The sequence below is a fragment of the Pseudomonas sp. No.21 genome, from assembly GCF_054558415.1.
This window is the reverse complement of sequence record NZ_BAAJNO010000015.1, coordinates 1-24,667: the sequence shown is the minus strand read 5'-3', so window position 1 is coordinate 24,667 and position 24,667 is coordinate 1. Positions and strand designations below refer to the sequence as shown.

Genomic DNA, 24,667 nt, shown 5'->3' with positions numbered 1-24,667 from the left:
TCGTTGTGGGCGTAACGTGACCCGAATACGCGAAGGCAGGCTATGGGCCGGATGGAAAACTTCGAGGAAACACCCAGCGAGCTGGAGAAGCTCACCCTGGCACTGCTGCACAGCCGTGGCGAGGTGGAGCGCCTGCGCGAACGCGAACTGCTGTTCAACAGCCTGCTGGGCAGCGTCAACGCCGTGCTCTGGGCCTTCGACTGGGACGCGCAGAAGATCATCTACGTCAGCCCCCACTACGAGCGCATGTTCGGCCGCCCGGCCGAGCTGCTGATGGTGGACTTCAACGAGTGGCGCAACTGCATCTACCCCGATGACGTCGAGTACGCCGCGCGCAGCCTCGCCGAGGTGCTCACCAAGGGCGCGGTGGAGGTGCGCGAGTACCGCATCATCCGGGGCGACGGCCAGGTGCGCTGGCTCAGCGACAAGTGCTTCGTCAGCCGCCAGGGCCAGGCCGGGCAGTCCACCCTGGTGGTGGGCATCGCCGAGGACATCACCGAGAAGAAGACCCTGGAGGCCGAGCTGCAGCGCCTGGCCACCACGGACGTGCTGACCGGCACCAGCAACCGCCGCCATTTCTTCGAATGCGCCCAGCGCGAGTTCGACGTCGCCGAGCGCTATGAGCGGCCCCTGGCCTTCCTGCTGCTGGACATCGATGACTTCAAGAAGATCAACGACACCTACGGCCACCAGGTCGGTGACCTGGTGCTGCAGCGCATCGCCCAGTGCGGCGCCGGCGCCCTGCGCCGGGTCGACCATTTCGGGCGCATTGGCGGCGAGGAATTCGCCGCCGTATTCCCCGGCTGCGACCCGGCCCAGGCCCTGCAGGTCGCCGAGCGCCTGGAGCGCGAGGTGCAGCGCCTGTCGTTCAGCGCCGCCGGCCAGATCTTCAGTGTCACCCTCAGCCAGGGCCTGACCACCCTGCGCCCCGGCGACACCCTGGAACAGCTCTACGCCCGCGCCGACGAAGCCATGTACACCGCCAAGCGCAGCGGCAAGAACCGCATCGTGCAGGTGTAACCGCCTGCCCTCGTAGGGTGGACGTCGCTCTTCACGTCCACCAGCGAAGCCCCGGGTGAGCACCGACGGTGGACCGGTGAAGCGCGGTCCACCCTACGCCCCTGCTTTCTTCGCGCTCGCCCTACGGCTGGAACGGCGACTCGCTGAGGATCACCCCCGTCTCGTCCACATAGCGCTGCCAGGCCGCGATCAGCCCGGCCAGGGCTTCCGGCCGTTCCTGGGCCAGGTCGTGGATCTCCCCCGGGTCCTTCTCCAGGTCGTACAGCTGCCAGGTTTCCGGCCCCACGGGTGCGGGCAGGTACACCGCCTTCAGGTGCCCCTGGCGGATGGCGCGCATGCCGAACAGCTCCCAGCCGGTGACCGTTTTCTCGTCATGCACCCGGGGCGTCTCGCCCGAGAGGTAGCCGAGCCAGGAGCGCCCGCGCACCGGCGCCACCTCGCGGCCGCGCCAGCGCGTACCCGGGTGGCGCACGCCGGCCAGGTCCAGCACCGTCGGGGTGATGTCCATCACCGTGGCGAAGGCGTGGCTGATCTGCTGCTGCCGCTGCAGCTGTGGATAACGCACCAGGGCCGGCACGCGGATGCCGCCCTCGGTGGTGAAGGCCTTGTACAGGCGCGACGGCGCGGTGGCCGCCTGGGCCCAGCGCGGCCCGTACCAGACGTAGGAGTTGGCGCGGCCGATGTTCTCCAGGCTGTTGTCGTAGTGCTGGTCGAGGAAGCTCTTCAGGTTCGGGCCGAACTTGGGGAAGGCCTCCAGCAGCGCGCCCTCGGCGCCGTTGTCGGACATGAAGAGAATGAAGGTGTCGTCCTCCAGGCCCTGCTGGCGCAGGTAGTCCAGCACCCGGCCGATGTTCCAGTCCATGCGCTCCACCATCGCCGCGTAGACCTCCATGGTCCGCGCCGACACCTGGCGTTCCGCCTCGCTCAGCGCCTCCCACTCGGCGCTGATCGCCCGCACCGGGTGCGCTTCCACATCCGCCGCCACCAGGCCCAGCGCCTTGAGCTTCGCCAGGCGTTCCAGGCGCAGCGCCTCGGGCCCGGCGTCGTAGCGGCCCCGGTAGTTATCCACAACCTCGGCCGGTGCCTGCAGCGGCCAGTGCGGGGCCGAGAAGGGCAGGTAGGCGAAGAACGGGCGGCTCTGGTCGCGCTCCTTGAGGTACTGGATCAGCCGGTCGGCGAAGGCGTCGGAGGAATAGAAATCCTCCGGTAGCTGCTCGATGAAGCGGTCGTCCTCCACGTACAGCGCCGGCGTCGCCTTGAGGATGCCCGGCGTGGTGGCGTCGTAGGGCGGCTCGTAGCCGTAGTGGTTGGCCGCCCCGGGCAGCAGCGAGAAGGAGCGCTCGAAGCCCCGTGCATGGGGTGCCCGCTCGGCGGTCAGGCCCAGGTGCCACTTGCCGGACATCAGCGTCTGGTAGCCCGCCTCGCGCAGCAGCTCCGGCAGCGCCACCACGCGGTCGTTGAGGTAGCCCTCGTAGCCCGGCTTGCCGATCAGCTCCGGGGTCAGCGCCTCGGCCATGGTGCCGATGCCGGCGATGTGGTGGTCGGTGCCGGTGAGCAGCATCGAGCGGGTCGGCGAGCAGGTGGGCGCGGTGTGGAAGTCGGTCAGGCGCAGGCCGTCGAAGGCCAGGCGGTCCAGGTTCGGCGTGGCGATCTCACCGCCGAAGGCGCCCAGGTCGGAAAAACCCAGGTCGTCGGCGACTATCACCAGGAAGTTGGGGCGTTTGCTCATCCAGGGTTCTCCAAGGGGTCTACAGGGCGATGAATTCGAGGGGCAGGTCGGTCACGCGCGGCGGCACCGGCGGCTGGTAGTCACCCTCGCCGGTCAGCTGGTGCAGCAGGGCTTCACGAACCCGATGGAAGTCGTGGCCGGTGCGCTGGCGCGGGCGTGGCAGGTCAATGGGCAGCACCTGCTTGATGCGCCCGGGGCGGGGCGCCAACACCACCACGCGGTCGGCCAGGTAGATGGCCTCCTCGGCGTCATGGGTGACCAGCAGGGTGGTGATGCGCTGGCGCGCGCGGATGGCCAGCAGCTCGTCCTGCATCTGCTGGCGGGTCAGCGCATCGAGGGCGCCGAAGGGCTCGTCCAGCAGCAGGATGCGCGGGCTCGCCACCAGCCCCCGGGCGATGGCCACGCGCTGGGCCATGCCGCCGGAGAGCTGGTGCGGGTAGGCGCCCTCGAAACCGCCCAGGCCCACCAGTTGCACGAACTGCTGGATGCGCCGGGCGCGCTCGCCCTGCTCGATGGGCTCGTTGACCAGGCCCAGGCCGATGTTCTGCGCCACCGTCAGCCAGGGGAACAGGCGGTGCTCCTGGAACACGATGCCGCGTTCGCCACCGATGCCGCGCACCGGCTGGCCGTCCACCTCGATGTGGCCGCTGAAGTCGGTATCCAGGCCCACCAGCAGGCGCAGCAGGGTGGATTTGCCGCAGCCGCTGGAGCCGACGATGGCGATGAACTCACCCTCCTCGATATCCAGGCTGAAGTCCTGGATGGCCTGGAAATCCTGGCCATCCACCTCGAAGACCTTGCCGACCCCGGCGAAGCTCAGGGTGGGCGGCGCGGAAACGGGCTGGTTGGCCGCTTCGGCGGCACTGCGGTTGAAGGCGTTCATGCGGTTCTCCAGCGCGTGGCGCGGGTTTCGATGCGTTGTCCGAGAGTGCCCAGCAGGGCGCCGACCAGGCCCACCAGCAGCATGGCCGCCATCACCTGGTCCATGCGGAACAGCTGCTGCGCGCCGAGCATGTAGCTGGCGATGCCGCCGTCCGAGGGCATGAAGTATTCGGCGCCGATGGTGCCCAGCCAGGCGTAGATCAGCGACAGGCGCAGGCCGGCGAAGATGGCCGGCGCGGCACCCGGCAGCACCAGCAGGCGCAGGCGCTTGCCCAGGCCCAGGCGCAGCACCTGCGCGGCCTCGCCCAGTTGTGGCGAAAGCCCGGCGACGCCGCGCTGGGTGGCGATGAATAGGGGGAAGAAGGCCGCCAGGCTGACGAAGGCCAGCTTGGCCGCCTCGCCCAGGCCGAACCAGGCGGTGAGCAGCGGCACCCAGGCGAAGATCGCCACCTGGCGCAGGGCCGAAAGGCTGGGCCCGGCGATGCGCTCGGCGCGGTTCGAGAGCCCCAGCAGCAGGCCGAGCGCCAGCCCCGCGCCACCCCCCAGCGCCAGGCCTGCCACGGTGCGCTTGAGGCTGGCGCCCATGGCCGTGGGCAGGCTGCCATCCAGCAGCCCCTGGTGCAGGGCGCGCAGCACATCGAGCGGGGAGGCGAGGATATTGGCATCGACCCAGCCCAGGGCGCTGCTGGCCTGCCACAGGGCCAGCAGCGCCAGGGGCAGCAGGGTTGCCTGCAACCGCTGCCAGCCCCGCAGGCGCGGGCCGCGCGGGCGCTCGGCGGTGGCCGGGTGCGGCCAGAACAGCAGGCGGGCGTCGAGCAGGTTGATGCCGCGATCCATCAGCGCGCCCACCAGGCCGATCACCAGGATGCAGACGAACACCAGGTCGAGCATGAACAGCTGGCGGCCCCAGACCATCAGGTAGCCGATGCCCTCGCTGGAGGCCAGCAGCTCCACCGCCAGCAGCGAGGTCCAGCCGGTGGCCAGGGCCAGGCGCAAGCCGGCCATGAAGGCGGGCAGGGCAGCCGGCAGCACCAGGCGCCAGGCCAGCAGGTGCGGCGGCAGACGCAGCACCGCCGCCGCCTCGCGCAGGCGCGGCTGGGCGTCCCGCACGCCAACCAGGGTGTGCAGGGTCACCGGCACCACCACGGCCTTCACCAGCACCACCAGCTTGAGGGTTTCGCCGATGCCGAAGAACAGCATGAACAGCGGAATCCAGGCCAGGGTCGGGATCTGCGCCAGGGCCACGAAACTCGGGTAGACCAGCGCCTCGGCCCGGCGCGACAGGCCCAGCCAGGCACCGAGCAGCACCCCGCCAGCGACACCGGCGAGCAGGCCGATGCCGAGGCGCTGCAGGCTTATCCACAGGTGCCCCCAGAGTTCGCCGGAACCGAATTCCAATGCGCTCTGCCACACCAGGGCGGGGGCGGGGAGGATCTGCTCGGACATCCAGTGGTGCCTGGCAGCCAGCCACCAGAGCAGGAACAGCCCCACGGGCAGCAGCCAGGGCAGGGCCCGGTCGAGAATGCCGGCGCCGATGGCCGGCAGATGGAGCCGGGCGGGAGGCCGCAGGCTCGGCAGCGTCTGGATCTTGCTCATCGGTGTCTCCCGGCGCCAGGGCTCTAACGTTATTTCCGTGTGGAATATAAAAACTCAAAATCCATTTATTTATGGATAAGAGGCGTCATTAGATAGGGAAGGGGCCGGAGAGCGGCAAATGCCTTTGCCGAATATTTTTTATGCATTTCCTGCATAGCGTGCTGGAAGCCGCTGTGGCCCTGATTTATGCGATCCAGTCATTAAAAAATGAATTTTTAGTATTTAATTTCGATTTCTTCCTGTGCCTATCTGGCGCCCTCACCGAACCGTCGCGCAGGAGCGCCCATCCATGAAAACCCTGATCAACAGTGTCCTCGGGCTCTTCGCCCCCACTCTGCTGGCGGGCGTGCTCGGCGCGGCTCCGCTGCTCGCCCAGGCGGCCGAGGCACCCAAGGAAATCCGCATCGCCGTGCCCGACCTCAGCGCCGGCAGCGAACACAGCGGCGGTGGCGTGGTGGACGTGCTGCGAAGCCGGCAGATCCTCGAACAGGAATTCGCCAAGGACGGCATCGAGATCCAGTGGCGCTTCTTCAAGGGCGCAGGCCCCGTGATCAACGAAGCCCTGGCCAACGGCCAGGTGGACTTCGCCTACCTGGGCGACCTGGCCGCCATCATCGGCAAGGCCAGCGGCCTCGACACCCGCCTGCTCAGCGCCACCGCGCGCGGCGTCAAGAGCTACCTGGGCGTTGTGCCCGGCTCGGGCATCAAGACCCTGGAAGACCTCAAGGGCAAGCGCGTCGCCGTGTTCCGCGGCACCGCCAACCAGCTGTCCTTCGCCAACGCGCTGGCCAGCCGTGGCCTCTCCGAGCGCGACTACAAGGTGATCAACCTCGACTTCAACGCCGCCAACGCGGCCTTGGCAGCCAAGCAGGTGGATGCCTCCTGGGGCCTGGCCGGCCTGATCGCCCTGCGTGAGAAGGGGCTCGCCGAACTGCCGCTCAGCACCCGCGACCTGGGCGGCGCCGGCAGCACCCAGGCGGTGCTGGTGGGCACGGGTGCCTTCGTCCGCGACTACCCCGAGGTCACCGCGCGCCTGGTCAAGGCCCAGCAGCAGGCGGTGGAGTGGCTGCGCGACGACAACCACAAGCAGGCCTACGTCGAGCTGGTCTCGCGCCTGGCCAGCTACCCGCCGGTGATCCTCGGCACCGACCTCAAGGACGACAGCTTCAAGGACATCTTCGACCCGCAGCTGGACCCCGCCTTCCTCGCCCGCCTGCAGAAGGGCGTCGACTTCGCCGCCGAACAGCGGCTGATCCGCAAACCCTTCCAGGTGAGCGACTGGGTCGAGCCGCGCTTCCTCGATGCCGCCTTGAAGGAACCGGTGCAGGCATCGCGTTAAGGCCGCCAACAACCGCGTCGAACCCTTTCGCGAATGGATTCGCCCACCAAAACCTCGACCGCTGCGTAGGGTGGACGTCACTCTTTACGTCCACCAGCGGAGCCTCCGGCGGCCCCCTTTGGTGGACCGATATAGCGTGGTCCACCCTACGCTCGGCATTTCGCGTGCCCTAGGTTGGCGCCGAGCGCAGCGAGGCCCAACGCAACTGCGTCGAACCCTTTCGCGAATGGATTCGCCCACGAAAACCTCGACCGCTGCGTAGGGTGGACGTCGCTCTTTACGTCCACCAGCGGAGTGCCCGGCAGTCCCCTTGGTGGACCGAGGTCCGGTGGGCAGACTCAGGCGCTGCGCCGCGCTTCTTCCGCTTCGATTCCGTCCAGCTCGACGATGATCTCGATCAGCGCCCGCGCCGCCGGGGAGAGGCGGTAGCCGGTGCGGGTGACGATGCCGCAGCGGGCGGAGAGGCTGTCCAGGTTCTCCGGCAGGTTGCGAAAGTCCAGCAGCGCCAGCTCGCCGCGCTCTAGGTGGAGCGCCAGGGTTTCCAGCATGGCCAGGCCCACCGCATCGGTCTGGCTCACCACCTGCACCAGCGCGGGCATGTGCTCGCATTCCACGTTGAGGCTGAAATCGGCCTTGCCGCTGAAACCGGCCAGCAGCTTGCGCACCCCCGCCGGCAGCCGGGTGGCGGCCAGCGGGTAGTCGAACAGGTCGTTGGTGGAGAGGCTGTCCTTGGCCAGCAACGGGTGCCCGGCGCGGCAGAAGAAACGCCCCCGGCGCGGGCTCAGCTCGCGGGTCTGGAAGTTCGGGTCCGTCTCGAACTGGCGGATGTCGGCAATGAAGAACTCGATCTCGTCCCGGGCCAGCAGGCGGCCCAGGGTCTCCCAGTTGTTCACCTCGAAACGGGTGTTGATGCGCGGATGGCGGGCGATGAACTCGGCGAGGGCGTCGGGCACCAGCTTGGCCGCCGGCGCCGGGCCGCACCCGAAGTGCAGCTCGCCAGCGTCCAGCTTGGTCATCTGGTCGATCTCGCGCGCCAGGTTGCTTGCCCCCTGCACCAGGCGCAGGGCGTGCTGCAGCACCACCTGGCCTTCCGGCGTGGGGCGCAGGTCCTTGTTGCCGCGATCCACCAACTGGCAGCCGAAGGCCTGCTCCAGGCCCTGGATGCTGCGGCTGAAGGCCGGCTGGGTGATGCCCATGGCATCGGCCGCACGGACGAAGCTGCGGTGTTCCACCAGGGCGATGAAGTAACGGAGTTGGCGCAGATCCATATGCTTTACCGGCATCGAAAATATAGGTCGAAGGCATTTGCCCCCATATGGGTGCTGGTTTTAAATGCAGGCTCTTATTCCGTCAACGAAGCTTGTTTAGATAAATAAGACTAAAAAGGAATAAGTATATGGCCCAGCCCGAAGGGGGATACCCGATGACCACGCCAGCCCGATTGCCCGTCCCCGCCATGACCCGGCTCCTCGCGCCGCTCATGCGCCGCTGTCGCTGACAGCCGACCCCTGAGCCGGTGGCCCTGCGCGCCGCCTGAGCCTTCCCCCCGAACCCATGCTGCCCCGACCGTCGCCCTGCGTGCGATGCGGGCCCGCTCTGCCCGGAAAAAGCCGGGCCCCGAACAAGGATTGCCCCATGAGCCACCGCCGTACCGCTTTCCCCTCGTCCCTCGTCCGGCCCCTGGCGCTGCAGCGCCTGGCCGCCGTGGACTACGCGCTGACCCTGCTGCTGGCCCTGGGCGCGGGGAGCGCCTGGGCCGCCGAGGGCAACACCGAGCAGCAAGCGGACAAGGATGTCGCCCTGCAGAAGGTCACCGTCACCGCCCGCCGCCGCGAGGAAGACGTGCAGGACGTGCCCACGCCCATCACCACCCTCAGCGGCGCCACCCTGGAAACCCAGCGCGTGTACAAGGTGCAGGACCTGCAGCAGGTGCTGCCCAGCGTCAACGTCGCCTTCATCCACGCCCGCCAGTCCAGCGTCGCGGTGCGCGGCATCGGCAACAACCCGGCGAGCGACGGCCTCGAAGGCAGCGCCGGGGTCTACCTCGACAACGTCTACCTGGGTCGCCCGGGCATGGCGGTGTTCGACCTGCTGGACATCGAGCAGCTGGAACTGCTGCGTGGCCCCCAGGGCACCCTGTTCGGCAAGAACACCACCGCCGGCGTGCTCAACATCAGCACCCGCGCACCCACCTTCAGCCCCGAGCGCACGGTGGAGGTTTCCGGCGGCCAGGACGGCTACTTCCAGGCCAAGGGCACGGTCAACGGCGCCCTCACCGAAACCCTCGCCGCGCGCCTGTCGGCCTACCGCACCCGTGACGACGGCTTCATCAAGAACATCCACGACGGCAACGACCTCAACGGCGGTGCACGCCAGGGCGTGCGCGGGCAGTTCCTCTTCGAGCCCAACGAGGATTTCAGCCTGCGCTGGATCAACGACTACAACGAGGAGGATTCCAGCACCGGCACCATGGTGGTCTACGGCGCGCCGGCGCGTTACTGGCAGCGCGCGGCCCTGGCGGGAGCGTCCCCGCTGCGCGACCCGGACGACAGGAAGGTCAACATCGACGGCCGCCAGAACGTCAGCGTGCACCAGGGCGGCAGCTCGGTGGAGGCCAACTGGAACCTCGCCGGCGGCTACACCCTCACCTCCATCAGCGCCTATCGCTACTGGCACTTCACCCCGGCCAACGACGAGAGCCTCAACGTGCCGGCGCTGCTCGACACCGGGGTGGAGGTGCACGACCGCCAGTTCTCCCAGGAGATCCGCCTGGCATCGCCCACCGGCGGCGCCTTCGACTACGTGGTCGGCGCCTACGTGTTCAACCAGAACCTGGGCAACAAGACCTTCACCGACTACGGCTCCCAAGCCGACCTGTTCCTGCTCGGCGCCAACCTCAACGCGCTGAACAACGTCAGCACCAAAGCCAACGGCAAGATCGAGACCGACAGCTACGCGCTGTTCGCCCAGGGCACCTGGCACCTCACCGACCGCCTCGATTTCACCGCCGGCCTGCGCGGCACCTACGAGGAGAAGGACGCCAAGGTCGAGCGCTTCGCACCGGTCGGGGGTGCGGCGGTGACCGGCCAGGCCGCCGCCATCCGCGCGGCGCAACTGGGGGCCTATGACTCGGGCGACCTCAGCCTGCACAACGCGGCGCCGTCCTTCCTGCTGAGCCTGGCCTACCGGTTCGACGAGGACCTGCTGGGCTACGCCTCCCTGGCCCATGGCGAGAAGTCCGGCGGGGTGAACCTGGCGGTGGGCTCGGCCCCGGTGGCCGGAGCCGACTCGCTGCTGGTCGGGCCCGAGCGCGCCAACGACGCCGAGCTGGGCTTCAAGAGCACGCTGCTGGACCGCCGCCTGCTGCTCAACGCCAACCTGTTCTGGACCGGCATCCACGGCTACCAGGCCACCACCCTGTACCAGGCGCCGGGCTCCACCAACGTCGTGCAGGTGCTGGCCAACGCCGGCAGCGTGCGCTCGCGCGGCCTGGAGTTCGAAGCCACCGCACTGCCCGTGCGCGGCCTCACCCTGAACGTCAACGGCTCCTACAACGACGTCACCTACCTCAGCTTCAAGGACGCCCCGTGCCCCGGCGAGGTGAGCACCGCCCCCGGCGCACCGGCCACCTGTGACCTCACCGGCGAGCGCGTGGTCGGCGCCTCGAAATGGATCGCCAACCTCAGCGGCGAATACAAATGGCAGCTGGAGAACCGTATCGAGCCCTACCTCACCGCCAGCTATTCGTACCGCTCCGAAGCCGAAGGCACCCTGGACAACTCCGACCTTTCCAAGATCGACGGCTACGGCCTGGTCAACCTCTCGGCCGGCGTGCGCCGCGACCTGGGCGACGGCCAGGTGGACGCCTCCATCTGGGTCCGCAACGCCACCGACACCGACTACTACCTCAGCGCCTTCGCCTACCTGAACGGCGCCTACACCGCCTCGGTGGGTGCCCCGCGCACCGCCGGCGTTTCCCTGCGCTACGACTTCTGACCCCCAGCAGCACCCACCCAACGCGAGGACCGCACCATGAGCAACGCAGCACTGGCCACCCAGCAGACCGAGCTCCAGCTGGACATCCACCCCATCGCCGGGCGCATCGGCGCCGAGATCCGTGGCGTGACCCTCTCCGGCGACCTGGACGCCGCCACGGTCGAGGCCATCCAGGCCGCCCTGGTGCGGCACAAGGTGATCTTCTTCCGTGGGCAGACGCACCTCGACGACCAGGCCCAGGAAGCCTTCGCCCAGTTGCTCGGCGACCCCGTCGCCCACCCCACCGTGCCGGTGCGCGAAGGCACCCGCTACCTGCTCCAGCTCGACGGTGCCGAAGGCCAGCGGGCCAACTCCTGGCACACCGACGTGACCTTCGTCGACGCCTACCCCAAGGCCTCCATCCTGCGCAACGTGGTGGCCCCGGCCGCCGGCGGCGACACCGTCTGGGCCAACACCGCCAGCGCCTACGCCGACCTGCCCGAGCCGCTGCGCGCGCTGGCCGACACGCTCTGGGCCGTGCACAGCAACGAATACGACTACGCCGGCGTGCGCCCCAACGCCCCGGTGGAAAAGCTGGAGGAGTACCGCAAGGTGTTCACCTCCACCGTCTACGAGACCGAGCACCCGGTGGTGCGCGTGCACCCCGTCAGCGGCGAGCGCAGCCTGCTGCTGGGGCACTTCGTCAAACGCATCAAGGGGCTCTCGCAGTCCGACTCGGCGCACATCTTCGCCGTCCTCCAGGGCTACGTGACGCGCCTGGAGAACACCGTGCGCTGGCGCTGGCAGCCTGGTGACGTGGCCATCTGGGACAACCGCTCCACCCAGCACTACGCCGTCGACGACTACGACACCCAGCCGCGCATCGTGCGCCGCGTGACCCTGGCCGGCGACGTGCCGGTGGGCATCGACGGCCAGCGCAGCCGCACCACCCGCAAGGGCTGACGCGAGGCGTGCGGCGGGCCTTCGCGGAGGCGCGGGCCCGCCGAGCCAACCCACCCCATGACAGGAGACCGACCATGACCCTGGCCACCCACACCCAGGCAGAACCCGCCGCACCGTTGCACCACGACGCCCCCTTCGCCATCACGCCCCTGGCCGCGCCCCTGGGCGCGGTGGTCAGCGGCTTCGACGCCACCCGCATCACCCCCGAGCAGGTGTTGGCCCTCAAGCAGGCCCTGCGCGAGCACCACATCCTGCTGTTCCGCGACCAGCACCTGGACGACGCCCAGTACCTGGCCTTCGCGACTCACTTCGGGGCGGTGTTCCAGCCGCCGGCGGACATCCCGGTGCTGTCCTCCGGCGTCGACGGCAAGGCGCCGGAGATTGTCAAGGTGGCCAACACCGAGGATGGCGAGCTGGGCAACACCGCCATCCCCGCCCACGTCGACCACCACTGGACGCCGACGCCGTCCTCCGGCTCCTTCCTCTACGCGCTGGAGGTGCCCTCCAGGGGCGGCGAGACCCACTTCACCAACCTGGCCCTGGCCTACAGCGCGCTGGACGAGGCCACCCGCCGCGAGATCGACCCGCTGCGGCTGGTCACCTACAACCCCTTCATCCGCCTCAAGAGTGGCGGCTACAACGGCGGCTTCGTCACCTACCGCACCCCGGATATCCCCGCCATCCAGGGCACCGAGCACCCGCTGGTGCGCACCCACCCGGAAAGCGGCAAGCGCCTGCTGTTCCTCGGCGTGCACACCGAAGTGGAAATCCCCGGTGCCGACCCGGAATACGGCAAGGCCCTGATCGGCCGCCTGCGCGAGCACCTGGAAAACCCGCGCTTCCACTACGCCCACGCCTGGCGCGCCGGCGATATCGTCTGGTGGGACAACCAGGCCGTCCTCCACGCCCGCAACGGCTTCCCCGCCACCGAAAAACGTCGCATGAAGCGCATCAGCCTGAGCGGCAGCCGCCCCTTCTGATCCTTCGCCCCGTGGGAGCGAATTCATTCGCGAACAGGGCCGGCACCGTCGCGTTGTAAGGGCACACGGTATCCCGAGCGTAGGGTGGACCCCGCTTTATCGGTCCACCAATGGGGGCCGCCGGCAGCTCTGCTGGTGGACGTGAAGAGCGACGTCCACCCTACGCACCGGCCGAGCTTTTGGTGGAGCGAATTCATTCGCGAACAGGGTCGGCACCGTTGCGCCGTACGGGCACAAGGTATCCCGGGCCTAGGGTGGACCCCGCTTTATCGGTCCACCAGCGGGGGCCGCCAACACCCCCCTCGATCCCGCCGCTTTCAATGCCTTCCAAGCATATTTTCAATGCCTTCCAAGCATCACGATTTATAAATCCTTATTTATCAATCAGTTAGAAACTTATATTCCTTAAAGTAATTAATGAATCATTAAAAATTACTTTAAGAGATAAGCCCAAAAACCAATCATCTCTCCGTGGCCGACCGCTCTGGAATGGCCCTCATGCAGCTCCGCAGCTGCCATCCGATCACTTTCCGGTGCACAGGCCGGATTTTTTCCAACCGGGAGTCTTGCCGATGGGCAATGTCCTCAAAGCCGACAGCGCGAGCGACCTGCTGTGGCGTGAAGCGCGCAGCCCTGGCGAAGTGCGTGACCTCGGCGTGCCGCTGCGCCATGCCCTCGGCACGTCCCGCTTCAGGGGCCGCGACGGTCGTGTGCTCGGTCGTCGCGAAGCGCTGTTGCTGGGCGCCTTCGCCCTGGTGCTGCATGCCGGCGTTCTCTACTGGGTAAGCAACAAGCCCACTCCGGCGCTGCCCGAGGTACCGCCCGAGATTCCGCCCATGACCATCGAATTCACCACGCCGGCACCGCCCGTGGTGGAACCGCCGCCGCCCGAGCCGCCACCGCCTCCGGTCGTCGAGCCGCCGCCCCCCGTGGTGGAGGAGCTCGCGGTCAAGCCGCCGCCGCCCAAGCCGGTGCCCAAGCCGAAGCCGAAACCCGTGCCCAAGCCGGCACCCAAGCCGGTGGAGGCGCCGCCCAAGGTGGAAGCGCCGCCCGCACCCCCGGCACCCCCGGCTCCGCCCGCGCCGGCACCGGTCACGCCGCCCTCGGCCAATGCCGGCTACCTGCGCAACCCGGCGCCGGAATACCCCTCCTTCGCCCAGCGTCGCGGCTGGGAAGGCACGGTGCTGCTGCGGGTCCACGTACTGGCCAGCGGCTCGCCGAGCGAGGTGCAGATCCAGAAGAGCAGTGGTCGCGACCTGCTCGACGAGGCGGCGATCAAGGCCGTCAAACGCTGGACCTTCGTACCCGCCAAGCGCGGCGACGTGGCCCAGGATGGCTGGGTCAGCGTGCCCATCGACTTCAAATTGAACTGAACAGATTCGCGCCCCGGCGCACTTGGAGGATCGCAACATGGACCTACTCAACAACCCCTTCGGCTCGGTCGAGCACCTCGTCATCTGGCTGCTGATCGGCTTCTCGGTCGTCACCTGGGGCCTGGCCCTGGTCAAGGGCATCCAGTTCGCCCGTCTCAAGCACCAGGACCGCAAGTTCCAGAAGCTGTTCTGGAGCGCCACCAGCCTGGACAGCGCCGCCGACCTGGTACAGGACCACGCCGGTGCCGTTGCCCACGTGGCCCAGGCCGGTTTCGCCGCGATCCAGGTGCAGGGTGGCCAGCCCGGCGACCTGAGCCAGGCGATCAACCACCAGGACCGCCTCGAGCGCGCCCTGCGCCAGCAGATCCAGCGTGAACGCCGCTCCCTGGAATCCGGCCTCGCGGTAGTCGCCTCCATCGGCTCCACTTCGCCCTTCATCGGCCTGTTCGGCACCGTGTGGGGGATCATGGAAGCGCTCAAGGGCATCAGCCTGGCCGGTTCCGCCAGCCTGGAAACCGTCGCCGGCCCCATTGGCGCGGCGCTGATCGCCACCGGCGTCGGCATCGCCGTCGCGGTGCCCGCGGTGCTGGTCTACAACTACTTCCTGCGCAGCCTCAAGCTGACCGCCGCCGACCTCGACGACTTCGCCCACGACTTCTACAGCCTGGCCCAGAAGAGCGCCTTCAAGGTCATCGTCAACCCCGCCGCCGGCAAGCAAGGCGCCGCCCAGAAAGTGAAGGAGGCGTCCTGACATGGCCTTCTCCACTCAAGACAGCGACGAGGTTCTCTCCGAGATCAACGTCACCCCGCTGGTGGACGTGATGCTGGTGCTGCTGGTGGTGTTCATCGTCACCGCGCCGCTGCTCACCAATGCCATCCCCATCAACCTGCCGAAGACCGAAGCGGTCGCCCCGCCGGACCAGAAGGACCCGCTGGTGGTGAGCATCGACGGCGAAGGCAAGCTGTTCATCAACAAGGACGAGATCCAGCCCGACCTGCTGCAGGCCAACCTGGAGGCCGCCAAGGCCAAGGACCCGGAGCTGCGCGTGCAGCTGCAGGCGGACGACAAGGTCGACTACGGCGCGGTGGCCAAGGCCATGGCCTCCATCGAACGCGCCGGGATCACCAAGCTGGCGGTGATCACCGCCCGCTGACAGCTTTGGCCGCCTCCCTTCAGGCAGGGGGGAGGTGGCTTTTTTATCCTGCGGCTTTCTGAGACAGGAAGGCCTGCAACGCCCGCCAGGGCTGACCCGGACTGCATGCGGCAGCTCCGGGTTTTTTGTGCGCGCGCAGGGGCGGAGAGCCTCGGCGTTCGTCATCTGCCCAATCGTTAACAGTTGGGTTCCTACAGCACTCCCCGCCGGCTTCAGACCGTTCACGGCTCCTCTCGGACTTTTCCTCTTTCGCCGCTTTGTGGTTATCGGCCTAGATAGCCGCCGGCCCGCCAGCGTGGCGTTCGCCTCCGTAGCAACGTGCATCCGAAGCAGCCGCTCATGCCGTTGCGGCCCATGCAAGCAAGCAACGAGTACGAAATGGAATTCAGCCCCTTCGATCGCACCGACGGACCGCACGACCACCTGGCCGTGGTCACGAATTCCTGCTCGACAGCTTTCATCTGACCTCCCCCCGGGGAGACATCTGGAGTAGTCATGGCATCGAACAGTTTCCAAAACGAAGTACCCAAGGCACGGGTCAACATCAAGCTCGACCTGCACACCGGCGGTGCGCAGAAGAAGGTCGAGCTTCCGCTGAAGCTGATGCTGATGGGCGACTACAGCAACGGCCGTGAGGCGCGCCCCCTGTCCGAGCGCGCCAAGGTCAACATCAACCGCAACAACTTCGACAGCGTGCTCGCCGAGTTCGCCCCCCGCATGAAGCTGGCCGTGGAGAACACCCTGGCCGATGACGATTCGGAAACCTCGGTCGAGCTGGCCTTCCACCGCATGAAGGATTTCGAGCCCGAGCAGGTGGCTCGCCAGATCCCCCAGCTTCGCGCCCTCCTGGCCATGCGCAATCTGCTGCGCGACCTCAAGTCGAACCTTTTGGACAACGCGACTTTCCGCCAGGAACTGGAACGCATCCTCAAGGATGACGCCCTCAGCGACGAGTTGCGCGCCGAGCTCGCTGCGCTCGCCCCCCAAGACGCCTCTTAACGCATCCGGATTTCCACAGGAAGGTTTCCCATGTCCGTAGAACACACCTCCGCAGCCCCTCGTGGCGCCACTTCATTCGATGAAAGCCAGGGCGTCTATGCGGCGCTGTTCAGCAAGATCAACCTCAGCCCGATCAGCGAGTTGAGCGGCCTGGATGCATTCCAGAACAACGAGGCGCTGTCCGAAGCGTCGGCGGACGAGCGCGTCACGGCGGCGGTCAGCGTCTTCCTCGACCTGCTCCAGCAGTCGGCGCAGAAGGTCGAGCGCCTGGACAAGACGCTGCTCGATGAACACATCGCTTCCCTCGACGCGCAGATCAGTCGCCAGCTCGACGCGGTCATGCACCACGAGGATTTCCAGCGCGTGGAGTCCACCTGGCGCGGTGTGAAGTCGCTGATCGATCAGACGGACTTCCGCCAGAACGTCCGTATCGAACTGCTCGACATCAGCAAGGACCACCTGGTGCAGGACTTCGAGGATGCACCGGAAATCGCCCAGAGCGGCCTCTACGTCCACACCTACACCCAGGAATACGACACCCCCGGCGGCGAGCCGATCGCGGCCGCCATCTCCAACTACGAGTTCGATGCCAGCCCCCAGGACATCGCCCTGCTGCGCAACCTGTCCAAGGTCGCCGCGGCGGCGCACATGCCCTTCATCGGCGCCGTCGGCCCGGCCTTCTTCGGCAAGGAGTCGATGGAGGAAGTCGCCGCCATCAAGGACATCGGCAACTACTTCGATCGGGCCGAGTACATCAAGTGGAAATCCTTCCGCGACAGCGACGATTCCCGCTACATCGGCCTCACCCTGCCGCGTGTCCTCGGTCGGCTGCCCTACGGCCCGGACACCATCCCCGTGCGCAACTTCAACTACGTGGAGAAGGTGAAGGGGCCCGACCACGACCGGTACCTGTGGACCAACGCATCGTTCGCCTTCGCCGCGAACATGGTGAAGAGCTTCATCAACAACGGCTGGTGCGTGCAGATTCGCGGCCCGCAATCGGGTGGCGCGGTGACCGACCTGCCGATCCACCTCTACGACCTGGGCACCGGCAACCAGGTGAAGATCCCGTCGGAGGTGATGATTCCCGAGACCCGGGAATTCGAGTTCGCCAACCTCGGGTTCATCCCCCTGTCGTACTACAAGAACCGCGACTACGCCTGCTTCTTCTCCGCCAACTCGGCACAGAAGCCGGCGCTGTACGACACCGCCGATGCCACCGCCAACAGCCGCATCAACGCGCGCCTGCCGTACATCTTCCTGCTGTCGCGCATCGCCCATTACCTGAAGCTGATCCAGCGGGAAAACATCGGCACCACCAAGGACCGGCGCCTGCTGGAACTGGAGCTCAACAAGTGGATCGGCGGACTCGTCACCGAGATGACCGACCCCAGCGACGACCTGCAGGCATCGCATCCGCTGCGCGAGGCGAAGGTGCTGGTCGAGGACATCGACGACAACCCCGGCTTCTTCCGCGTCAAGTTGTACGCGGTGCCGCACTTCCAGGTGGAGGGCATGGACATCAACCTGTCGCTGGTCTCGCAGATGCCCAAGGCCAAGGCCTGACGCATTGGCCAGGGAAACGACGCCATGAACATCGACCGCCCCCTCTGGGCTGCGGGGACGCTTCTGTCCCCGCAGCAGTTCCAGCAACAGGCCCGCTGGGAAGCCTGGACCAACGAGCGCATCGCCCGGCTCGCCCTCGTTCATCCCTGGGGCGTACTGGCAGCCGACTTCGATGCCGATGCCCTGAGGATGGGCCGGCTCAAGGCATCGCGGCTTCACGTGCGCATGCCGGACGGCACGCTGATCGATACCGACCGCGCCGATCACCTGCCGCCGGCGCTTGAGCTGTCCCGCGTCCTGGCCGACGACATCCGCAGCGCCACCCTGCTGCTGGCATTGCCGCTGGAACAGGGCAATGGCAACAACTGTGTGCTCGATGGCCAGCGTGAAGACCGGCCCACCCGCTATCGCCAGAACTGGCAGGCGGTGCAGGACCTCTATGGCGATGAGCGGCAGTCCATCAGCGTCATGGAGCACCAGCTCAGCCTGCGCCTGGCCAGCGACGACAACGGCGACTACCTGACCTGCCCGGTGGTGCGCCTGCTGCGCGATACCCAGGGAACCTGGGCCGTGGATGCCGGCTACGTACCGCCATTGCTGAGCCTCGATGCCCATGCGGGCCTGCTGGTGCAGCTGGACAACCTGTTCATCCAGCTGTCCGCCAAGCGCCAGCGCCTGATGGCCATGCGCCGTGAAAGCAACCAGCGCATGGCCGATTTCGCGGTGGCGGACGTCTCGCTGTTCTGGCTGCTCAATGCGCTCAACACCTACCAGCCGATCCTCGCCGACCTCAGGGCTCATCCTGCGCGTCATCCCGAGCAGGTCTACCTGGAGCTGGCGAAGCTCGCCGGCAGCCTGTCGACCTTTTCGCTGGAGCACGACATCGACCAGGTGCCGACCTACCGGCACGAGCAGCTGGAGCGGGTCCTGCCGCCGCTGATGAGCATGATCTCGACGCTGCTCGAAGCCAGTCTGCCGTCGCGCGTCATCGCCCTGGAGCTGGAGGAGAGCGGGGCGAACCGCTGGAAGGTTTCGCTCCACGACCCCAGGCTGCGCGAGCCGGATGGCGCCGACTTCTACCTTTCCGTCCGCTCGCGACTCTCTGCCGCGCAGCTGCAGAGCCAGTTTCCCCACCTGTGCAAGGTGGGGACCCCGGATGACGTCGACCACCTGGTCAACGCGGCGCTGGACGGCATCCCGCTGCAACCGCTCAACCATGTCCCCGCCGCCATCCCGTTGCGCCTGGAGAACCAGTATTTCGCGCTGGATCTCGGGCATCCCAAGGGGCGGGCCATGCTCGCCGCCGGTGTGTGCGCCTTCTATGTTCCCGCCACGCTGATCGACGCCCGGCTCGAACTGTTCGCGGTACTGCGCTCATGAGCCTGCACAGCGAGGTACGCGTTAACGCCCCGGCCTCCATCGACGCACTGCTGCAGGACAGCTACCTGCTGGTAGTGACCCTGCGCGAGGGGCGGTCGGCCCACCATGGGCGTGACTTGTGGAGGCGCTGCATCCAGCAGGTGGAAGCGCTACGCCACGAACTCGAGGCGCGGGGCATGAGCCAGCGGAGTATCGACTGCATCAGCTACGCCCAATGCGCGTTGCTGGATGAAACCGTGCTCGCGTTCGCCCGGGACGATGATCACGCCGACTGGGCCGGTGAGCCGTTGCAGGTGAAGTTCTTCAACCGTCACCAGGCGGGTCATTTCCTCTACGAGGACATGCACGAGGTCCTGCGCGAGCCCTCGCCCGACCCCCAGGTCCTGACGGCGTACCACCGCGTCCTGCTGCTGGGATTCAAAGGGCGCTACGAGCTGCATGATCTGGAGCGCGATGGCCTGGTGAGCGCGTTGGAGGAGCGGGTCCCGCCCTTGGCCATAGGCGGCGACCTGAGCCTCGGCACGGGCGTCGAGCGCGGCGATGCGATGAAGCGCTGGCTGCGCGGCCCGGCGATGCAGGTGCTCGCGATGGCCGTGCTGGTCGCCGGGACCTGGTGGGGGCTCGACCAGTACCTCGGTCGTCTCGTCGCCTCGTTGCTGCCCGGTGCGGTGTGAAGGGCGTGCGATGAGCAGGATGCTGATGCGCGGGCTCTGTGCGTGGGCGGCTCTGCTGGCCCTGGCGCTGCTGTTCGTCTTTCCGATGGCGGGCGGCTTGCGACTCATGGGCGCGACGCTCGTCCTGGGGGCTCTCCTGCTGGCCTGGCGCTGGGCAGGCCAGCGGGGCCTGACGCTCGACGCCGGACTGCAGTTGCCCGCTGCGGGCTTCCAGCAGCCGGTGGTGCTGGTTTGTGGCGATGGGCAGAGGGGGCTGTTCGATGAGCCCGATGCCGCGGGGCCCCGCTGGAGGATGACGACACAGGGCTGCTACCTGCCTGTGGATAACCTGGAACACCTGCCACTGATGGTCCGCACCATCCTGGCTCAGCGGCCCCACTGGGGCGGGCAGCTCGGCGTGCTTCTGGTCATCGATCCAGGCGAGCATCGCGATGCAGCCGAGCTGGAGGGCAAGCTCCGGGCGTTCCGACATCAACTCGTCCAGGCCCGCCGGCAAGCGGTACTGCCGCTGCTCCAGGTCAGCTACCTGCAAGGCGACCGGGGCCAGACGCCCTGGTTCTGCTGGGCGGCCAATGGGGCGCAACCCGATGTGCTGGAGGCGGGCGCCTGCATCGCCTTCGCTGAATGGCAGAGGCTCGGGGGTGACCCGGTGCTTTCGGCATCGCGCCTGCGCACCGGCGTCCTGCTGGGCGCGGTAGCCGGCTGGTTGCGCCAGCATGTGCAGGCCTCCCTCGTCGGCCGGGGCGGCAATGACCCGGCAGCCACGGCCGTGGCCTGCGGCGTCATGCTGGTGCCGACCCTGCCTGGCCGCGTCGCCGGGAATCTCTGGCAGCAATGGGTGCGTGACCGGACGACGCTGGAAGAGGCGACCGAGCCTGCGCACGAGACCTCGTCACTCCTGCCCCTTCCGGACGCGCTGCTCCCGCTCCTGCCGACGCGTGTGAGTCCCACGCCGCTGCGCCGTGCCTGGCTGGCATCGCTCTGGCTATCCGCTCTGGCTGTGGTCTCGGCCCTGGCCGGTTCCGCCTGGCACAACCGCGAACTGGTGCGCCAGGTCAGCGAGGACCTGCATCGCTACCTGGCCATCCCCCACGCCCAGCACCGTGACCAGCCCGAGTTCGAACTGCGTGAAGCAGCCATGGCGGTCTTGCGCTCCGATGCAGCGCGCCTGGATGGCTACTACCGCCAGGGTGAGCCGCTCTGGCTGGGGTTGGGCCTGTACCAGGGGGAGCGCCTGAGGGACGAATTGCTGGCCGTCATCACCGGTTACCGGAGGCCCCACGACGCACCCACGGAGGTGCCGCGGATGCCCGAGCCGGTGCGGCTGGACAGCCTGTCGCTGTTCGCCGTGGGCAGCGCCACGCTCAAGCCCGAGTCGACCAGGCTCCTGATCAACGCGCTGGTCGACGTCAAGGCCAGGCCCGGCTGGCTGATCGTCATTGCCGGGCATACCGATGCCAGTGGTGATGCCGACCGGAACCTCCAGCTGTCCCGTGATCGTGCCGGGGCGGTGCGTGACTGGATGCAGCGGATGGGGGACATCCCCGACAGCTGTTTTGCCGTACAGGGCTTCGGTGCCGGTCAGCCGATCGCCAGCAATGACACCGAAATCGGGCGCGCCGCCAACCGGCGCGTCGATATCCGCCTGGTGCCGGAGGTGGGGGCCTGCGTGTCGCCCACCGCCGCACGGGGTGGCAAGGACCAGCCGCACTCCGCGGCTGTCAACCTCTGAGAAGGAGCTTCACATGGCAATTCCCGTTTATCTCTGGCTGCAGGACGATGGCGGAGCCGACATCAAGGGGTCGGTGGACGTGCAGAAGCGCGAAGGCAGCATCGAGGTCATCGCGCAGGATCACAGCCTCTACATCCCCACCGACAACAACACCGGCAAGCTGACCGGCACCCGGGTCCACACCCCGTTCCTCTTCACCAAGGAGATCGATGCCTCCAGCCCCTACCTGTACAAGGCGGTGACCACCGGCCAGACCCTCAAGAGCGCCGAATTCAAGTGGTACCGCATCGACGATGCCGGCCAGGAAGTCGAGTACTTCATCACCAAGCTGGAGAACGTCAAGGTCGTGAAGGTCGCGCCGAAGATGCACGACGTGAAGGACCCGTCCAAGGAGAAGCACAACCACCTGGAGCAGGTCGAGTTGCGCTACGAGAAGATCACCTGGACCTACAAGGACGGCAACATCATCCATGCCGACTCCTGGAACGAACGTCAGAGCGCCTGACCTCGGGATGGTCGGCGGGGCACAAAGCTCCGCCGACCCTTCGCGAACCATTCCGACGCACAAGCGCCACGCACTTCGTACAAGGACGCATCGCCATGGCCCAGAACTCCGCCAGCCTGCTTCGTCGCCTCAACCCCTATTGCGCCCGGGCCTTGAGTGCCGCCGCCTCGCTCTGCCAGAGCCGCGCCCACGCCCAGGTCACCCCCGAGCACTGGCTGCTCAAGCTGCTGGAGCAGGGGGAGGGCGACCTCACCTTGCTCGCGCGGCGCTATGGCTGGGAACTCGATGCGCTCTGGCAGGGGCTGCTCGCCTATCTGGACAGCCTGCCCCGCAGCGTGCGCGAGCGACCCCAGCTCAGTGCCGAGCTGCAGCAGTTGATCAAGAACGCCTGGCTGCGGGCCTCCCTGGACGACGACAACGACCGGCTGCGTTCCCTGCACCTGCTCGGCGCCCTGCTGGAAACGCCCAGCCTGTTGCGTTGCGAGACCGCCTGGCCGCTGCTCAGCCTCAGCGAAGCCCAGTTGCAACGCCTGTTGCCCTTGCTGGACCGACATTCGGAAGAGCGCCCGGATGTGCAGCGTGAAGCCCGCCTCGACGAAGCCGAGCCCGGTCAGGTCGTCCTTCCTTCCAGCCCACCTGCGGGCTCCGCAGCCAACCCGTCCCTGGCCTTGCTCGACCGGTTCACCCAGGACCTGACGGCGCAGGCCCGTGAGGGGCGTATCGATCCCGTGTTCGGCCGTGATGACGAGATCCGCCAGGTCGTCGACATCCTCAGTCGGCGACGCAAGAACAACCCCATCCTCGTGGGCGATCCGGGCGTCGGCAAGACCGCCCTGGTCGAGGGCCTGGCCCTGCGTATCGCCGAGGGCGAAGTACCCGACAGCCTGAAACCCGTGAGCGTGCGGACCCTCGACCTGGGGCTGTTGCAGGCCGGTGCCGGAGTCAGGGGGGAGTTCGAGCAGCGCCTGAAGCAGATCATCGACGCGGTCCAGCAAGCGGAGCCGCCCATCCTGCTGTTCATCGACGAGGCCCATACCCTGATCGGTGCCGGCAACCAGGCCGGCGGCGCGGATGCCGCCAACCTGCTCAAGCCCGCCCTGGCCCGGGGCGAGCTGCGTACCATCGCCGCCACCACCTGGAGCGAATACAAGCAGTACTTCGAGCGAGACGCGGCGCTGGAGCGGCGCTTCCAGATGGTCAAGGTCGACGAGCCGGACGACACCGGCGCCTGCCTCATGTTGCGGGGCCTCAAGGCCCGCTACGCCAGCCATCACGGTGTGCATATCGAGGATGCCGCGGTACGCGCAGCCGTCAGCCTGTCACGGCGCTACATGACCGGGCGCCAGCTGCCCGACAAGGCCGTCGACCTGCTGGATACCGCCAGTGCCCGCGTGCGCATGAGCCTCGATTGCGAGCCCCAGGCACTGCTCGGCATCAAGGCCCGGCAGGTCGCCCTGGAGCTGGAGCGGCAAGCCCTGGAGGCGGATGGCCTGCTGGGCGCAAAGGCACCCGCCCGGCGGCTGGACGAGCTCGCCGAACAGCACGCCGGATTGGCACGACGCCATGCGGAGCTGGAGCGGCAATACCGTCACGAACTCGACCTGAGCCAGCAGCTCCTGGCGGCTCGCCAGGAGGAGCCACGGCAGGCGGAACGCTGCACCGAGCTGCAGCGGCGTCTCGAGCAGGCGCAGGGTGACCAGCCGCTGCTGTCCCTGGATGTCACCGCGCGCAACGTCGCTGAGGTGGTCGCCGACTGGACCGGCGTCCCACTGGGCAGCCTGCTCAAGGATGAGCAGGCCAGCCTGCTGGAACTGGAGCATCAACTCGGTCGCCGGGTCATCGGCCAGGATCATGCCCTCGGCGCGCTGGCCCAGCGGTTGCGAGCCGCACGGACAGGCCTGACCGGTGACCAGGCGCCCCAGGGCGTGTTCCTGCTGGTGGGCACCAGCGGCGTCGGCAAGACCGAGACTGCACTGGCACTGGCCGACAGCCTGTATGGCGGCGAGAAATCGCTGATCACGCTCAACCTCTCCGAGTACCAGGAGGCCCACACCGTCAGCCAGCTCAAGGGCTCTCCGCCGGGCTATGTCGGCTACGGCCAGGGTGGCGTGCTGACCGAAGCGGTGCGCCAACGGCCCTACAGCGTGGTGCTGCTCGATGAAGTGGAGAAAGCCCACCCGGACGTGCTCAACCTGTTCTACCAGGTCTTCGACCGTGGCTTCATGCGGGACGGTGAGGGGCGCGAAATCGACTTCCGCAACACCGTCATCCTGATGACGTCCAACCTGGGGAGCGACCTGTTGCAGGCGTGCCTGCAGGTGCAGCCGGATGCCACCGACGGCGTGCTCCAGGAACTGCTGCGCCCGGTGCTGCGCGATCACTTCCAGCCCGCGCTGCTGGCCCGCTTCCAGACGCTGATCTATCGCCCGCTGCCGGCAGATGCACTCAGACGCATCGTCGATCTCAAGCTCGAACAGGTCTCACGCCGCCTGCAACGCCACTACGGCCTGGGCTGCCAGGTCGACGACGCCCTGAGCGAGGCCCTCGTCGCCGCCTGCCTGCTGCCGGATACCGGTGCCCGCAACATCGACAGCCTGCTCAACCAGCAGATCCTGCCGGTGCTCAGCCAGCAGCTCCTCCGGCGCCAGGCCACCCGGCAACACGCCCGCAGCGTCATCCTCGGCCATGACGAGGATGAAGGCGTCACCCTGCAGTTCATCGACCGGCAGGACCACATGCATCCGGTCATCGAGGAGGCTTGAGCATGCTTGCCGAACTCCGCCATTTCTTCGACCACAGC

The 24,667-nt window shown here is 67.6% G+C and carries 20 protein-coding genes; 16 read left to right on the top strand and 4 right to left on the bottom strand.

From position 1 onward, the window contains the following. Window positions 1–51: 51 nt before the first annotated feature. On the top strand, window positions 52–1,020 hold the full coding sequence (locus ACYJSS_RS26105) for a GGDEF domain-containing protein (RefSeq protein WP_111263970.1): 969 nt from the start codon (window positions 52–54) through the stop codon (window positions 1,018–1,020). 121 nt (window positions 1,021–1,141) lie between these two features. Here the strand turns inward: ACYJSS_RS26105 and ACYJSS_RS26100 are convergent, their stop codons facing one another. The 3 genes from ACYJSS_RS26100 to ACYJSS_RS26090 are packed head-to-tail and all read right to left on the bottom strand — an operon-like array spanning window position 1,142 to window position 5,227. Further along, window positions 1,142–2,749 carry an arylsulfatase gene (locus ACYJSS_RS26100; protein WP_111263966.1) on the bottom strand — a complete coding sequence of 536 codons (1,608 nt, stop codon included), beginning with the start codon at window positions 2,747–2,749 and terminating at the stop codon, window positions 1,142–1,144. A gap of 19 nt (window positions 2,750–2,768) precedes the next feature. Further along, on the bottom strand, window positions 2,769–3,632 hold the full coding sequence (locus tag ACYJSS_RS26095; RefSeq protein ID WP_236205904.1) for an ABC transporter ATP-binding protein: 864 nt from the start codon (window positions 3,630–3,632) through the stop codon (window positions 2,769–2,771). Then, entirely contained in the window at window positions 3,629–5,227 is a 1,599-nt protein-coding gene (locus ACYJSS_RS26090) for an ABC transporter permease (RefSeq protein ID WP_373875133.1), read from the bottom strand. Before ACYJSS_RS26090 ends, ACYJSS_RS26095 begins: the two co-directional genes overlap by 4 nt. A gap of 140 nt (window positions 5,228–5,367) precedes the next feature. Between ACYJSS_RS26090 and ACYJSS_RS26085 the strand changes: the two genes are divergently transcribed. Both ACYJSS_RS26085 and ACYJSS_RS26080 read left to right on the top strand, forming a co-directional pair. Beyond that, window positions 5,368–5,520: a hypothetical protein gene (locus ACYJSS_RS26085; RefSeq protein ID WP_173176965.1), complete on the top strand. Its 153-nt coding sequence runs from the start codon at window positions 5,368–5,370 to the stop codon at window positions 5,518–5,520. Continuing rightward, window positions 5,517–6,566: an ABC transporter substrate-binding protein gene (locus tag ACYJSS_RS26080; protein ID WP_236205903.1), complete on the top strand. Its 1,050-nt coding sequence runs from the start codon at window positions 5,517–5,519 to the stop codon at window positions 6,564–6,566. Before ACYJSS_RS26085 ends, ACYJSS_RS26080 begins: the two co-directional genes overlap by 4 nt. Before the next feature lie 338 nt (window positions 6,567–6,904). On the opposite strand, the gene ACYJSS_RS26075 is transcribed toward ACYJSS_RS26080, so the two are convergent. After that, a complete protein-coding gene (locus tag ACYJSS_RS26075; protein ID WP_236205902.1) occupies window positions 6,905–7,834 on the bottom strand; it encodes a LysR family transcriptional regulator in 930 nt (309 codons plus the stop codon). A gap of 367 nt (window positions 7,835–8,201) precedes the next feature. Here ACYJSS_RS26075 and ACYJSS_RS26070 point away from each other — a divergent pair, with 367 nt between their 5' ends. The 13 genes from ACYJSS_RS26070 to tssH all read left to right on the top strand — a co-directional run bounded on the left by ACYJSS_RS26070 (window position 8,202) and on the right by tssH (window position 24,629). Next, entirely contained in the window at window positions 8,202–10,562 is a 2,361-nt protein-coding gene (locus ACYJSS_RS26070) for a TonB-dependent receptor (protein ID WP_236205901.1), read from the top strand. A gap of 36 nt (window positions 10,563–10,598) precedes the next feature. Then, window positions 10,599–11,504, top strand: a complete 906-nt coding sequence (locus tag ACYJSS_RS26065; RefSeq protein WP_236205900.1) for a TauD/TfdA dioxygenase family protein — start codon at window positions 10,599–10,601, stop codon at window positions 11,502–11,504. Window positions 11,505–11,578: 74 nt separating this feature from the next. Next, window positions 11,579–12,484, top strand: coding sequence for a TauD/TfdA dioxygenase family protein (locus tag ACYJSS_RS26060; protein WP_236205899.1), 906 nt, complete (start codon window positions 11,579–11,581; stop codon window positions 12,482–12,484). Window positions 12,485–13,056: 572 nt separating this feature from the next. Continuing rightward, window positions 13,057–13,857 (top strand): energy transducer TonB, encoded by an 801-nt coding sequence (locus ACYJSS_RS26055; protein ID WP_236205898.1) that lies wholly within the window; start codon window positions 13,057–13,059, stop codon window positions 13,855–13,857. A 37-nt stretch (window positions 13,858–13,894) separates the two neighbouring features. Continuing rightward, window positions 13,895–14,608, top strand: a complete 714-nt coding sequence (locus ACYJSS_RS26050) for a MotA/TolQ/ExbB proton channel family protein (protein WP_111264622.1) — start codon at window positions 13,895–13,897, stop codon at window positions 14,606–14,608. Between the two features lies 1 nt (window position 14,609). Beyond that, a complete protein-coding gene (locus ACYJSS_RS26045; RefSeq protein WP_021217906.1) occupies window positions 14,610–15,011 on the top strand; it encodes an ExbD/TolR family protein in 402 nt (133 codons plus the stop codon). Window positions 15,012–15,506: 495 nt separating this feature from the next. Next, the gene (gene tssB, locus ACYJSS_RS26040) at window positions 15,507–16,010 is read left to right on the top strand and encodes a type VI secretion system contractile sheath small subunit (protein WP_111264620.1); all 504 of its coding nucleotides are present in this window, start codon (window positions 15,507–15,509) and stop codon (window positions 16,008–16,010) included. A 30-nt stretch (window positions 16,011–16,040) separates the two neighbouring features. Continuing rightward, a complete protein-coding gene (gene tssC / locus ACYJSS_RS26035; protein ID WP_111264619.1) occupies window positions 16,041–17,576 on the top strand; it encodes a type VI secretion system contractile sheath large subunit in 1,536 nt (511 codons plus the stop codon). Between the two features lie 24 nt (window positions 17,577–17,600). Next, window positions 17,601–18,956 (top strand): type VI secretion system baseplate subunit TssK, encoded by a 1,356-nt coding sequence (tssK, locus tag ACYJSS_RS26030; RefSeq protein WP_236205897.1) that lies wholly within the window; start codon window positions 17,601–17,603, stop codon window positions 18,954–18,956. After that, complete coding sequence (gene tssL / locus ACYJSS_RS26025; RefSeq protein ID WP_236205896.1) at window positions 18,953–19,630, top strand: type VI secretion system protein TssL, short form; 678 nt, start codon at window positions 18,953–18,955, stop codon at window positions 19,628–19,630. Before tssK ends, tssL begins: the two co-directional genes overlap by 4 nt. A gap of 10 nt (window positions 19,631–19,640) precedes the next feature. Further along, a complete protein-coding gene (locus ACYJSS_RS26020; RefSeq protein ID WP_236205895.1) occupies window positions 19,641–21,362 on the top strand; it encodes an OmpA family protein in 1,722 nt (573 codons plus the stop codon). A gap of 13 nt (window positions 21,363–21,375) precedes the next feature. Further along, the gene (locus ACYJSS_RS26015) at window positions 21,376–21,867 is read left to right on the top strand and encodes an Hcp family type VI secretion system effector (protein WP_111264615.1); all 492 of its coding nucleotides are present in this window, start codon (window positions 21,376–21,378) and stop codon (window positions 21,865–21,867) included. Between the two features lie 95 nt (window positions 21,868–21,962). Beyond that, on the top strand, window positions 21,963–24,629 hold the full coding sequence (tssH, locus tag ACYJSS_RS26010) for a type VI secretion system ATPase TssH (RefSeq protein WP_236205894.1): 2,667 nt from the start codon (window positions 21,963–21,965) through the stop codon (window positions 24,627–24,629). Window positions 24,630–24,667 lie beyond the last annotated feature (38 nt).